The sequence below is a fragment of the Rhizorhapis suberifaciens genome, assembly GCF_014200045.1.
Classification (GTDB): domain Bacteria; phylum Pseudomonadota; class Alphaproteobacteria; order Sphingomonadales; family Sphingomonadaceae; genus Rhizorhapis; species Rhizorhapis suberifaciens.
In genome coordinates this window covers 345554-357868 of sequence record NZ_JACHOV010000002.1, presented here as the reverse complement: position 1 = coordinate 357868, position 12315 = coordinate 345554, and the positions used below count along the sequence as shown (strand labels likewise).

The following is a 12315-nucleotide window of genomic DNA, read 5'->3' as shown; positions in this document are numbered from 1 at the left end:
GATCACCAGCCGCTCGCCACAAGCAAGGCCGCAATGGGGGCGACAGTCACTACGCCATCCAGCCGGTCGAGCACGCCGCCATGGCCGGGAAGAAAACTCCCGCTATCCTTGACGCCTGCTAAACGCTTCAGCCAGCTTTCAAAAAGATCCCCGATCTGCGCCGCCACGGCCAGCAGGCCGCTGGCCGCTGCCAGCCTGACAGGCAAATCGAGTATGCCATGAAGAATGAAGCCGAACAGCAGGGCAGCGGCAACGCCTCCGCCGAGCCCTGCCCAGGTCTTGCTGGGGCTTATGGCCGGAGCAAGTTTTGGGCCGCCAAGGCTGCGTCCGGCAAAAAAGGCCCCGATGTCGGTCGCCCAGACAAGCCCCAAGGCCCAGAACGCCAGAAGCAGACCATGATCATGGCCTCTTAGATAAAGGAGCGCCAGTACCGGCAAGCCGACATAGTAGATCCCCGCCCCCAGTCTCGCCGAACGGCAGATGAGCGATATGAACAGAAAGGCGGCCGCCATCAGGGCCAGCGAAATATAGGACGGTCCAGCCGCAAAAGGCGACAATATCGCCAGCGGCACCGACACCGCGAACAGCGACAGCCGCCGGTCGTTGGGCGACGCATTGGCAAGATCGGCCCATTCCGCCTGCATCAATATGCCGGCCACAGCCGCAAGCAGCCAGAAGAGCGGCCCACCCGCGATCAGGGCAGCCAGGGCAACCGTGATCAATGCGATGCCGATCACGGTCCGCGTCTGCAATTCTCCGCCGGGTCTTTGTCCTGGCTCAGCCATGTTCCATCTCGATCATAGCCCGCCAAATCGCCGTTCGCGCCGCCCGAACTCTTCAAGCGCCTGCGCCAGCGTGTCGCCATTGAAATCAGGCCAAAGCGTGTCGGTAAAATGAAGTTCGGCATAGGCCGACTGCCACAACATGAAGTTGGAAAGCCGCCGCTCGCCCGATGTCCGTATCAGCAGGTCCAATGGCGGAAGGCCAGCAGTGTCGAGTTCGGCAGCGATAGCCTCAACGTCGATCGCGTCCGACGTCAATTCACCCGCCGCCACTTTGCGCGCGACCGCCTGCGCCGCTCGTACAAGTTCGTCTTGCGAACCATAGTTGAGCGCAACGGCCACGGTTGTGGGTCCGAATTCAGCCGTACGCGCTATCGCATCGTCGATCATTGCGACCAGGGACGGTTCCAGGGCGCGGTAATTACCGATTACCTTCAACCGTACCCGATTGGCTTCGAACTCCGCGAGGTCCGCCTGGATGAAATGCCGGAGAAGACCCATCAGGTCGCCGACTTCGGTTTCGGGTCTTTTCCAGTTTTCGGACGAGAACGCATAAAGCGTGAGCGTTTCGAGACCCATTTTCTGCGCGGCGCGCGCTGTGCGGCGAACGGCTTCCACCCCAGCCTTGTGCCCGGCAAAACGGGGAAGCATGCGCTTCTTCGCCCAACGGCCGTTGCCATCCATGATGATGGCGACATGCCGCGCTCCATAGGTTGGCGCGCCGGATGAGCGATTTTGGGTCACTGGAACGAAGCTGTCTTAATGACCAAGGATTTCTTTTTCCTTGGTATGGGCCGCGGCGTCAATATCGGCAATGGTGCTGTCGGTCAGCTTCTGGACTTCGGTCTCCAGCCGCTTGCGTTCATCCTCGCTGATTTCGCCTTTCTTTTCATCAGTCTTTAGCGTGTCCATACCATCGCGACGGACATTCCGAGCGGCGATGCGAGCCTTTTCGGCATATTGACCCGCCAGTTTGGCGAGTTCTTTGCGCCTTTCCTCGGTCAGGTCCGGGATTGGCAGTCGCAGGTTCTGGCCATCGACAATAGGATTAAGGCCGAGACCCGCCGAACGGATCGCTTTGTCCACCGGCCCCACATTGCTCTTGTCCCACACCTGCACTGACAGCATGCGGGGCTCAGGAGCCGAAATTGTCGCGACCTGATTGATCGGCATCATCGCGCCATAGACTTCCACATGCACAGGCTCGAGCAGCGCTATATTGGCGCGGCCAGTGCGCAGGCCCGCAAGATCGCCCTTCAGCGCCTCGACGGCGCCGTGCATCCTTCGTTCCAGATCGGCCTTGTTATATTGGGCCATGTTCAGATCTCCTCATTACGCACAATCGTCGCCGTGCCGTCACCGCTCAGGACCTTGGCCAGATTGCCCGGTTCCCGGATGTTAAACACGACGATGGGAATATCATTTTCGCGGCACAGGGCAACGGCACTGGCGTCCATCACCTGAAGGTTGTCTGTCAGTACGCGACTGAAGCTCAGGCTTTCGTAACGCGAGGCGTCAGGCACCTTCTTGGGATCCGCATTATAGACGCCATCGACGCTGGTGCCCTTGAACAAGGCGTCGCAGCCCATTTCGGCGGCGCGCAGCGCTGCGGCCGTATCGGTAGTGAAGAATGGATTACCGGTGCCCGCCGCGAAGATCACGATCCGGCCTTTCTCCATGTGCCGAACGGCGCGACGGCGGATATAGGGCTCGCATACGGAAGACATCGGAATGGCGGATTGCACGCGGGTTTCATAGCCCATTCGTTCGAGCGCGTTCTGCACTGCTAACGCGTTCATGACCGTCGCCAGCATGCCCATATAATCGGCGCTTGTGCGGTCGAAGCCCTTGGCCGCCGCCGCAAGTCCCCGGAAGATGTTGCCTCCGCCCACGACCAGGCAAAGTTCATGTCCGGCTTCCTTGGCCGCGCCGATCTCGCCAGCCACACGGTCCACGGTTTCCGGATCAATGCCGAACTGGCCGGAACCCATCAGGACCTCGCCTGATAATTTCAGGAGGATGCGGTTAAAGCGCGGGCGAGTCATGCGGGGGAAAATCCGTTGCCGATAATGGAATGGCGCGCACCTTAGTCAGTGCGCGCCATAGTGCCAAGCAGAGTTTTGGCCAGAATTCTTCGTTGTTTCCCGTGCTCCGGCAAAGCAGGAACCCGGAGTCACAGGGGCTGCACGCTTTGTCCTGGGCTCCTGCTTTCGCAGGAGCACAAGGGATTAAGCAGCGCCAACCGCCGCAGCCACTTCCGCCGCGAAGTCGGTCGCTTCCTTCTCGATGCCTTCGCCGAGCTGGAACCGGACATAGCCGGTAAGCGCGATGGCAGTGCCCGCATCCTTGGCCGCCTTTGCAACGACATCTGCGACCGGAGTCTTGTTGTCGATGACGAACAGCTGGCTCAATAGTGCGTTTTCCTTGGCGAATTTCGCTACGGCGCCCTCGACCATCTTAGCGACGATTTCAGCAGGCTTGCCTGATTCAGCAGCCTTTTCCGCAGCAATGGCGCGCTCGCGTTCGATCAGCTCGGCGTCGATATCTTCCGCCTTGAGCGCCAGCGGGAAAGCTGCGGCAATGTGCATCGCAATCTGCTTGCCGAGCGGCTGGAGCACGTCAGCAGGCGCTTCGGACTCAAGCGCTACCAGAACGCCAATCTTACCGAGCCCAGGTGCGGCTGCGTTGTGGACATAATCGACAACCATGCCCTTGCCGACCGACAGTTGAGCGACGCGGCGTACGGACTGATTTTCGCCGATGGTGGCGATGCTGGCCGTCAGCACGTCCTGAACCGTACCGCCCTTAGGGTGCGCCTGACCCAACAGAGCCGCCGCGTCGGCAGCGCCAGTGTCCAGGGCAATCGCCGTTACCGAACGAACGAAATCCTGGAACTGGTCGTTTTTGGCAACGAAGTCGGTTTCGCTGTTGACCTCGACCGCAGCGCCCCGAGCACCGGCGACGGCGACGCCCACCAGACCTTCAGCAGCCGTACGGCTTGATTTCTTCTGCGCGGCGGCAAGGCCCTTGGTGCGTAGCCAATCGACCGCAGCTTCGATATCGCCATTGGTTTCGGCCAGCGCCTTTTTGCAGTCCATCATTCCGGCGCCCGAGCGCTCACGCAGTTCCTTCACAGTGGCAGCGGTAATCTCGGCCATTGTCCGTTCCTTCGTCTTGATCGTTTCAAAATGCAGGGAGGACGCCCTTTGCGGAGCGCCCTACCCGTCAAGCATTGCAATCGCGAAGCCCTCAGGCTTCTGCGGCCAGCGCTTCTTCAGCTGGCGGCTCGGCCATGGCACCGAGGTCAACGCCAGACGCAGCGGCAGCGCCCTGCCCCCCACGCGTGGCAGCAGCAGCAATCGCGTCGCAGTAGAGACGAATAGCGCGGCTGGCATCGTCATTGGCCGGGACTGGGAAGGCAATGCCGCTCGGATCCACGTTCGAATCAAGAATGGCGACGACCGGAATGCCCAGCGTATTGGCTTCCTTGATCGCCAGCTCTTCCTTGTTGGCGTCGATGACGAACATCACGTCGGGGATACCGCCCATATCGCGAATGCCGCCCAGCGAAAGCTCAAACTTGTCGCGCTCGCGGGTAAGCTGCAGCACTTCCTTCTTGGTCAGGCCGTGCGTGTCGCCCGCAAGCTGCTCTTCAAGCGCCTTGAAACGCTTGATCGACTGAGAAATCGTCTTCCAGTTGGTCAACATGCCGCCCAACCAGCGGTGGTTGACGAAATGCTGGCCAGAACGGCGGGCAGCTTCCGCGATCGGATCCTGGGCCTGACGCTTCGTGCCAACGAACAGCACCTTGCCGCCATGAGCGACGCTCTGCGATACGAAATCGAGCGCGCGGGCGAACAACGGCACGGTCTGGGACAGGTCGAGAATATGAATTCCGTTCCGCTCACCGAAAATATACGGCTTCATGCGGGGGTTCCAGCGGTGCGTCTGGTGGCCGAAATGCGCGCCGGCCTCAATCAATTGCTGCATGGTGACGACAGGTGCCGCCATAGTCTTTCTCCTTCCGGTTTAACCTCTGGGAATCTGTGACCGGACGCAAGGTCCGGCACCGGTATGTGGCGATTCCCATGTGGAATAGGCGGGGCCCTTAACGTGCCGAGGCATGAATGGCAAGGGTTGACAGCGGAAAGAAATTAGAACAAAGCATGAACATTGATCTGACGGATCAGTGCTCCTGCATAAGCAGGAGGCCGGAAGATCTTGGTGAACAGTTCGCTAAACCCTGGGCGCTTGTTGTCGCCAATATGGGAGCAGGCTTCACCGAACAGAGAAGGAACGCATATGTTTTCTCTTATGGCTTCACTGCTTTTCGCAATTTCATTTGCCGCCGCCATCACGGTGATGGCTGTCACTTTTGCGGATTATAGGGACAAGATGTTCGCCGCATTAAAGATGCAGCCGCTTCACCGTCAGCCCGCTCTGTGGCGCATGCCGCCGCGGCGTCCGGGCCGGACAGGTTCGCCCCGCGTAATTCGCCAGCCTCGTCTTAGCCGCGCTGCCGCCTGACCTTGGCGTAGCTGGCAATACCCAAGGGAATGAGCGCCAGGTAAAAAAGAGCGACGCCCAGCAGCGTCGGCCATGGCGCGGTGATCAGCGCGGCGCTGAGCAAGCCGACAAAGGCTATCGCTTCCAACCGGATGTTCTTGCGAAGCCGCAGGGAACTCCAACTGAAAGTCGCGACGTTCGAGATCATCAAGAAAGCGATAACGGCTACCCATGGTGCGACAATGTAAGATGCCCGGAAAATTTCCAAGCCAGTGGACAGCCATAGATAGAGCGGAACGAAGGCAAGCCCGGCGCCTGCCGGAGCAGGCACGCCGGTAAGGAACCCGGCAGATTTGTGAGGTTGGTCGTCAGAGTCGATATTCGCGTTGAACCGCGCCAGCCGCAGCGCGCAGCACACCGCATGAGCAAGTGCTATGATCCAGCCGAATTTCGGCAGATTTTGCAGCGACCAAAGATAGATGACCAGTGCGGGCGCGACGCCGAAGGCAATCACATCCGAAAGTGAATCCAACTCCGCACCAAAACGGCTTTCACCTTTCAAAAGCCGGGCGATGCGTCCGTCGAGCCCATCCAGGACACCCGCAAAAATAATGGCGCCGGCCGCCTTTTCCCATTCTCCCCGAACGCCGAACATAATGCCGGTCAGCCCGAAACAAAGGGCCATCGCGGTCACTGCATTGGGCGCGACCTGCCTGAGGGTGATCCCCCGACGAGGGGGAATATCCTCGCCAGGAGCAATCATTGCGACACTCCCAGAACCCCTTGGGCATCGCCCAGTTTCGCCAGAACCGTTTCACCGGCGATCGTTCTCTGCCCCAGCGCCACACGCGGAGCGGTGCCCTTGGGTAAATAAACGTCGACACGGCTACCAAAGCGAATGAGCCCTACACGCTGTCCGTGCGCCACCACGTCGCCAGGTTTGACGAAGGGGACGATCCGTCGGGCCACCAATCCGGCAATCTGGGTAAAACCAATGCGAACCCCATCGACGCGCTCGACCAATATGTGCTGGCGCTCATTGTCCTCGCTCGCCTTGTCAAGATCCGCGTTGAGGAATTTGCCTGCAATATAGATAACGGACTTGATCGTACCGCCGATCGGCGCCCGATTTATGTGCACATCGAACACGCTCATGAAAATGGAGACTCGCGTCATCTCATCATTGCCAATTCCGTCAGCGCCCAGCAACTCGCGGGGGGGCGGCACATTTTGAATCAATGTAATAAGACCATCGGCCGGCGCTACGATCAGGCTTTCATCTACCGGCGTTACCCTGATGGGGTCGCGGAAAAATGCGAGCACCCAGGCCGTCAGAACGATCATGGGCCAGGTAAGCCAAGGGATGAACAGCCAGGCCAACACCGTGATACCGGCAGCAATGGCTCCAAATTTGCGGCCTTCGGGGTGGACAGATGGAAAGCGCCATTTGACGGTTGTGGTTCCGGGCACCACGTAGGAGTTTTCTGAAATCATCGCCGTTCTTTAGGCACTAGGGCGCGCCGATACAACGTCCTCCCTTCAAAGAGGCGCAGATAGCCGACCGCAACCCAGTTTTCATCCTGGGTTCACGCAACGGTTGATCATTTCGTCACCTTTGCCTAGACGCCTTTGCAAATCTTACCCCAGGCATGAAAGCGATAGGCGAATGGCGAAAATCAAGGTCAAAAATCCAGTTGTCGAAATTGATGGCGATGAGATGACTCGCATCATTTGGCAATGGATCCGTGAGCGGCTGATCCAGCCTTATCTCGACATCGACCTCCATTATTACGACCTCGCCGTCGAGGTGCGCGACAAGACCGATGACAAGATTACTGTCGATGCCGCCAATGCGATCAAGAAATATGGCGTAGGCGTGAAATGCGCCACCATCACGCCGGACGAAGCGCGGGTCGAGGAATTCGACCTAAAGAAGATGTGGAAATCGCCTAACGGCACGATCCGCAACATATTGGGCGGCGTGGTTTTTCGTGAACCGATCGTGATTCGCAACGTGCCTCGATTGGTGCCCGGCTGGACTGATCCGATCGTTATTGGCCGCCATGCATTCGGCGACCAGTATCGTGCGACGGATTTTCTCGTTCCGGGCCCCGGCAAGTTGCGGCTGGTCTTCGAGGGTGACGATGGAAAGGTTATCGACGAGGAGGTCTTCCAATTCCCCTCGTCCGGCGTTGCCATGTCGATGTACAATCTCGACGAATCGATTCGCGATTTCGCCCGTGCTTCGATGAACTATGCGCTTGACCGCAACTGGCCGCTCTACCTGTCGACCAAGAACACGATCATCAAGGCCTATGATGGCCGCTTCAAGGATCTATTCGAGGACATCTTCAACACCGAATTCAAGTCCAAGTTCGAAGCAGCCGGCATCGAATATCAGCACCGCCTGATCGACGACATGGTAGCGTCGGCCCTTAAATGGAACGGAAAGTTTGTCTGGGCTTGCAAGAATTATGACGGTGACGTGCAATCCGACACCGTTGCGCAGGGTTTCGGCTCACTCGGCCTGATGACCTCGGTTCTGATGACGCCGGACGGCAAGACCGTAGAGGCCGAAGCGGCTCACGGCACCGTGACGCGACATTACCGCATGCACCAGCAGGGCAAGCAAACGTCGACCAATCCAATTGCTTCCATCTTTGCCTGGACCGGCGGTCTTAAATATCGCGGCAAGTTTGATGATACGCCAATGGTGACGAAATTTGCCGAAACCCTGGAGCGGGTTTGCGTCAAGACCGTTGAGGACGGCCACATGACCAAGGACCTTGCGGTTCTGATCGGCCCAGACCAGCCTTGGATGACCACCGAGCAGTTCTTTGAACAGATACGCGTCAACCTGGAAGCCGAGATGAGCAGCTGGGCCTGATCCCATGACGCCCGCGCGGCAAAAGGTGCGGATAGCGACGGTCCAGTTTCAAGCCAGGACCGTCGCATCCTTTGCCGATTTTACCGCGCGGGTCGAATATTTCGTCAAACTTGCTTCGGATAATGACGCCGACTTTATAGCGTTTCCTGAATTCTTCACGCTTGCGCTGCTAAGCTGCCAGCCACCTTCTCTCGATGTCGAAGTGGACATCGACCGGCTCACCAAGCTGACGCCGGATCTCAGCGCGCTGTTCCAGCGGCTCGCGAAAGACTATGCAATCAATCTCATCGCCGGCACTCATATCAGCCGAGATCATAATGGCGTTCCGCGCAATAGCTGCCATGTCGCGCTGCGCGACGGTTCCTTGCGCCTGCGCCAGAAAATCCATGCGACGCCCAATGAGGCAAGCTTCTGGGGGATCGAAGGCGGGGATAGCGCGGATGTTATCCAGACTGATTGTGGGCCTATCGGCGTTCTCATCTGCTATGACTCGGAATTCCCGGAACTGGCCCGCCACCTTGTCGATCAAGGAGCAAGACTGCTCTTTGTGCCCTTCTGCACGGACAGTCAGCCGGGCTATCTTCGCGTCCGCTATTGCAGCCAGGCGCGCGCCGTAGAAAATCAGTGTCACGTTATCCTCTCGGGGAATTGCGGTAACCTGCGCGGCGTGGCGAACATGGACATGCAATATGGCGTCAGCGCCATTTTGACCCCCTGTGATTTCCCCTTCCCTCGCGACGGCATCGCGGGTGAAGCCACGCCTAATGCCGAAGGGATGACCATTGCAGATATTAACCTCGCCGATCTGGATTGGGTTCGGGAAAAGGGAAGCGTCCGCAATCTTGCAGACAGGCGTAATGATCTGTACGCTACATGGAAACAGTAACAATTTTTAGGATGACAATATGAGATCAATGGTGGCGGCATTAGCGATGTGCCTCAGCTTCAGCCCGGCTCTTGCCGCGGCCGCCGAATCCACTCCCGCTCCCGCCTCCGGACAAAGCGAAACCGAGCGGAACCGCGCCGTTGTCACCGACTTCATGAATATGTTCTATACGCAGAAGAAGGTGCGGGATGCGTTCGAAAAACATGTCGTTGCGGACTATATCCAGCACAATCCCGGAGCTCCCGATGGCCGCGAAGGCACACTGAAGGTACTTGAACCCTTTTTGAGCGCCCAGCCTCAACTCAGCTTCAAGATCCACCGTATCCTCGTGGATGGCGACATGGCGGCCGTGCACAGCGAAATCGTTGCGTCCGCCGGCCAACCAAGCTTCGCCGTCGTCGACATTCTGCGGCTGAAGGACGGCAAGGTTGTCGAGCATTGGGATGTCATGCAGCCGGTTCCGGAGAAATCCGCCAATCCGCATCCTATGTTCTAATCCAATATCCTCACCCCATGGCGGCGGCGCTTAATTCATCCTATTAGTCTGGCATGAATCAACCAAGCGCTCGCCATATATGAAGCCCGTAATCTTCGGCCTCGCTGGCTTTGCTCTCACACAGGAGGAGCGCGCGCTCTTCCAGGACGCAAAGCCTGCAGGCTACATCATTTTCAAGCGCAATGTGGAAAGCCCGGACCAGCTTCGGGCTCTTACTGACGATTTACGCACATTGCATGGGCGCGAAGACGTCCCGATTCTGATCGATCAGGAGGGCGGACGCGTCGCACGAATGCAGCCGCCGCTTTGGCCGGCTTTTCCACCCGCCATCATGTTCGACAAATTATACGATATCGCTCCGACCAGCGCGATCGAAGCAGCGCGATGCAACGCCCAAGCGATCGCAACCATGCTCCGAGGCGTCGGCATCAACGTCGACGCCTTGCCGCTGCTGGATGTACGACAGCCCGGAACGAACGATATCATTGGCGACCGGGCCCTGGGCGCCGAGCCGATGCGCGTTGCCGCGCTTGGCCGCGCAGTGCTCAATGGTCTTCGCAGAGGGGGCGTGTGCGGCATCGTCAAACATATGCCGGGGCACGGGCGCGCGATGGTGGACAGCCATCTGGATCTTCCGGTTGTCGACGCGAGCGAAGACGAGCTGGAGATTGACCTTTCCCCCTTTCGCGCGCTCCATTCTGCTCCAATGGGAATGACGGCTCACATCATATATACCGCTTGGGACCGGGAGTTGCCTTGCAGCCTTTCTCCCACCGTCATCCAGACCATCATTCGCGATCGGATCGGCTTTGACGGTTTATTGATGTCCGATGATCTTGATATGAAAGCGCTGAAAGGGGACATTCCGCAGTTGGCGGCGCAGGTCGTGGCGGCTGGGTGCGATCTGGCTCTCAACTGCTGGGGCCGGATCGATGAAATGCGAGGCATAGCTGAAGCCTTGGGGGATATTCGGCCGGAATCGAAAACGCGGCTGGACCGCGCAATGGCGAGCATTGCCGGCGGGGCCGAAAACCGGCCTTATGAGGAGCTTGTCGCAAAGCGCGACGAGTTGCTGGCGCTCGCATGAACGACTTGCTGGCTGACTGGACGGACCTGGTTGACCGTCCGGCTCTGCCAGCCGGATCGCCCGATGTGCTGACGGTCGAGCTTGACGGATGGGAAGGCCCGCTGGATCTGCTCCTCGCGCTCGCCAGGACCCAGAAAGTGGATTTGCGCGAACTTTCCATTCTGGCGCTGGTCGAGCAATATCTCACCTTCATTGAGGGCGCACGGGAACTGAAGCTGGAGGTAGCAGCAGATTATCTCGTGATGGCCGCTTGGCTCGCCTATCTTAAATCCGGTCTCCTGCTGCCCAAAGATCCGACGGTCGATCCATCGCCGGAGGAGTTGGCGTTGCGGCTGCATTTGCGGCTGCAGCGGCTCAACGCCATGCGAGAGGCAGGCGCTCGTTTGATGGCGCGCAACCGGATCGGGCGTGACGTGTTCGTTCGGCCAGCGCCCGAGGGCCTTCGCACCATTCGCAAGGCCGCCTGGGACGCCTCCCTCTACGACCTCATCTCCGCCTACGGGCAAATGAAGGCGCGGACGCAACCTGCCCTGCACTTTGTCGCCCGCCGCGCGGTCATGACGCTGGAAGAAGCAATCGAGCGGGTTGGACGGCTGGTGGGCGTGCAACTCGATTGGACCAGTCTCGAAAATTTCCTTCCTGAAGGCGCAACCCCGGGCCTTCGCCGCTCTGCGCTGGCCAGCAGCTTTGTGGCAGCATTGGAACTCGCCCGGCAGGGCAGGCTCGATATTCGGCAAGAAGGGATTTTTGAGCCGATTTTCCTGCGAACGGCCAGTCCGCCGGAAGCCGCCGCGTGAACCCGCCCGATGATTTTATCCGTGCCGTCGAAGCTACGCTTTTCGCTTCGGACAAACCCCTGACCCTGGGCGAGATCAGGCAATATGTGGGCGATGAAGGCAATGTGTCGGCCGCGCTTGAAACATTGGAGACTGATTATGCCCCACGCGGCGTCAATCTGGTCGAGCGTGGCGGCCGCTGGCACTTCCAGACCGCGCCCGATCTGGCCCACATCCTCCGCCGGGAAAAGGAAGAGCCGCGCAAGCTTTCCCGCGCGGGCATGGAAACGCTGGCGATCATTGCCTATCACGAACCCGTCAGCCGGGCCGAGATCGAGGCTGTTCGCGGCGTGCAAGTCGCCAAAGGCACCCTGGACGTGCTGATGGAAGCGGGCTGGATACGTCCGGCAGGCAGGCGCGAAGTTCCCGGCCGGCCGCTGACTTATGCCACCACCAGCGAATTCCTGTCCCATTTCGGCCTTGTCAGCCGCCGGGACCTTCCGGGCATGGAAGATTTGCGAGCGGCTGGCTTGCTGGACCCTGTCGATTTGGCGCTGGAAGGACTTGCCGGACAATCCGCGCTGGAAAATGACGGGGAAGAGGCCTAGATAGATGGCTTGTACAAGGAGAATTTGAAATGGGTGGCCTTAGCATCTGGCATTGGCTGGTTGTTGGTATCGTAATTCTGCTGCTGTTCGGGAAAGGCCGTTTTTCCGATATGATGGGAGACGTGGCGAAGGGACTGAAGAGCTTCAAGAAGGGCCTTGCGGATGATGAGGACAATGCTGCCGCCAAGCCGGTAAACCGCATCGAATCCCAAACCGTTCCGGAGAAGCAGGCGCAGCCCGTCACCGACGATCAAAAGCACGGCTGACCATTTAGCCCTGATCCGGAT

General features: G+C 59.0%; 15 protein-coding genes and 1 pseudogene. 7 read left to right on the top strand and 9 right to left on the bottom strand.

The genetic code is table 11. The annotated features are described in order from the left end of the window. Positions 1–2: 2 nt before the first annotated feature. The 9 genes from HNQ99_RS04045 to HNQ99_RS04005 all read right to left on the bottom strand — a co-directional run bounded on the left by HNQ99_RS04045 (position 3) and on the right by HNQ99_RS04005 (position 6782). A complete protein-coding gene (locus HNQ99_RS04045; RefSeq protein ID WP_184474349.1) occupies positions 3–785 on the bottom strand; it encodes a phosphatidate cytidylyltransferase in 783 nt (260 codons plus the stop codon). A 12-nt stretch (positions 786–797) separates the two neighbouring features. Continuing rightward, positions 798–1526 carry a polyprenyl diphosphate synthase gene (gene uppS, locus HNQ99_RS04040; RefSeq protein ID WP_322790308.1) on the bottom strand — a complete coding sequence of 243 codons (729 nt, stop codon included), beginning with the start codon at positions 1524–1526 and terminating at the stop codon, positions 798–800. 15 nt (positions 1527–1541) lie between these two features. Beyond that, the gene (frr, locus tag HNQ99_RS04035) at positions 1542–2099 is read right to left on the bottom strand and encodes a ribosome recycling factor (protein WP_184474348.1); all 558 of its coding nucleotides are present in this window, start codon (positions 2097–2099) and stop codon (positions 1542–1544) included. A 2-nt stretch (positions 2100–2101) separates the two neighbouring features. After that, positions 2102–2827 (bottom strand): UMP kinase, encoded by a 726-nt coding sequence (gene pyrH / locus HNQ99_RS04030; RefSeq protein ID WP_184474347.1) that lies wholly within the window; start codon positions 2825–2827, stop codon positions 2102–2104. A 183-nt stretch (positions 2828–3010) separates the two neighbouring features. Continuing rightward, on the bottom strand, positions 3011–3940 hold the full coding sequence (gene tsf / locus HNQ99_RS04025; RefSeq protein ID WP_184474346.1) for a translation elongation factor Ts: 930 nt from the start codon (positions 3938–3940) through the stop codon (positions 3011–3013). Positions 3941–4031: 91 nt separating this feature from the next. Continuing rightward, on the bottom strand, positions 4032–4793 hold the full coding sequence (gene rpsB / locus HNQ99_RS04020) for a 30S ribosomal protein S2 (RefSeq protein ID WP_184474345.1): 762 nt from the start codon (positions 4791–4793) through the stop codon (positions 4032–4034). A gap of 143 nt (positions 4794–4936) precedes the next feature. Next, positions 4937–5155 (bottom strand): hypothetical protein, encoded by a 219-nt coding sequence (locus tag HNQ99_RS04015; RefSeq protein ID WP_184474344.1) that lies wholly within the window; start codon positions 5153–5155, stop codon positions 4937–4939. Between the two features lie 134 nt (positions 5156–5289). After that, positions 5290–6051, bottom strand: coding sequence for a CDP-alcohol phosphatidyltransferase family protein (locus HNQ99_RS04010; protein WP_184474343.1), 762 nt, complete (start codon positions 6049–6051; stop codon positions 5290–5292). After that, on the bottom strand, positions 6048–6782 hold the full coding sequence (locus tag HNQ99_RS04005; protein WP_184474342.1) for a phosphatidylserine decarboxylase: 735 nt from the start codon (positions 6780–6782) through the stop codon (positions 6048–6050). The genes HNQ99_RS04010 and HNQ99_RS04005 overlap by 4 nt, the downstream gene beginning before the upstream one ends. Positions 6783–6954: 172 nt before the next feature. Here HNQ99_RS04005 and HNQ99_RS04000 point away from each other — a divergent pair, with 172 nt between their 5' ends. The 7 genes and pseudogenes from HNQ99_RS04000 to HNQ99_RS03970 all read left to right on the top strand — a co-directional run bounded on the left by HNQ99_RS04000 (position 6955) and on the right by HNQ99_RS03970 (position 12294). Beyond that, positions 6955–8175 carry an NADP-dependent isocitrate dehydrogenase gene (locus tag HNQ99_RS04000; protein WP_184474341.1) on the top strand — a complete coding sequence of 407 codons (1221 nt, stop codon included), beginning with the start codon at positions 6955–6957 and terminating at the stop codon, positions 8173–8175. 19 nt (positions 8176–8194) lie between these two features. After that, positions 8195–9061, top strand: a pseudogene (locus HNQ99_RS03995) (carbon-nitrogen hydrolase family protein); the annotation flags it as partial. Positions 9062–9080: 19 nt separating this feature from the next. Beyond that, a complete protein-coding gene (locus tag HNQ99_RS03990; RefSeq protein WP_184474339.1) occupies positions 9081–9557 on the top strand; it encodes a nuclear transport factor 2 family protein in 477 nt (158 codons plus the stop codon). Positions 9558–9636: 79 nt separating this feature from the next. Further along, positions 9637–10644 carry a beta-N-acetylhexosaminidase gene (nagZ, locus tag HNQ99_RS03985; protein WP_184474338.1) on the top strand — a complete coding sequence of 336 codons (1008 nt, stop codon included), beginning with the start codon at positions 9637–9639 and terminating at the stop codon, positions 10642–10644. Next, positions 10641–11441, top strand: a complete 801-nt coding sequence (locus HNQ99_RS03980) for a segregation and condensation protein A (RefSeq protein WP_184474337.1) — start codon at positions 10641–10643, stop codon at positions 11439–11441. The genes nagZ and HNQ99_RS03980 overlap by 4 nt, the downstream gene beginning before the upstream one ends. Continuing rightward, a complete protein-coding gene (gene scpB, locus HNQ99_RS03975; RefSeq protein WP_184474336.1) occupies positions 11438–12028 on the top strand; it encodes an SMC-Scp complex subunit ScpB in 591 nt (196 codons plus the stop codon). Before HNQ99_RS03980 ends, scpB begins: the two co-directional genes overlap by 4 nt. A 29-nt stretch (positions 12029–12057) precedes the next feature. Further along, positions 12058–12294 carry a twin-arginine translocase TatA/TatE family subunit gene (locus HNQ99_RS03970; protein ID WP_184474335.1) on the top strand — a complete coding sequence of 79 codons (237 nt, stop codon included), beginning with the start codon at positions 12058–12060 and terminating at the stop codon, positions 12292–12294. Positions 12295–12315 lie beyond the last annotated feature (21 nt).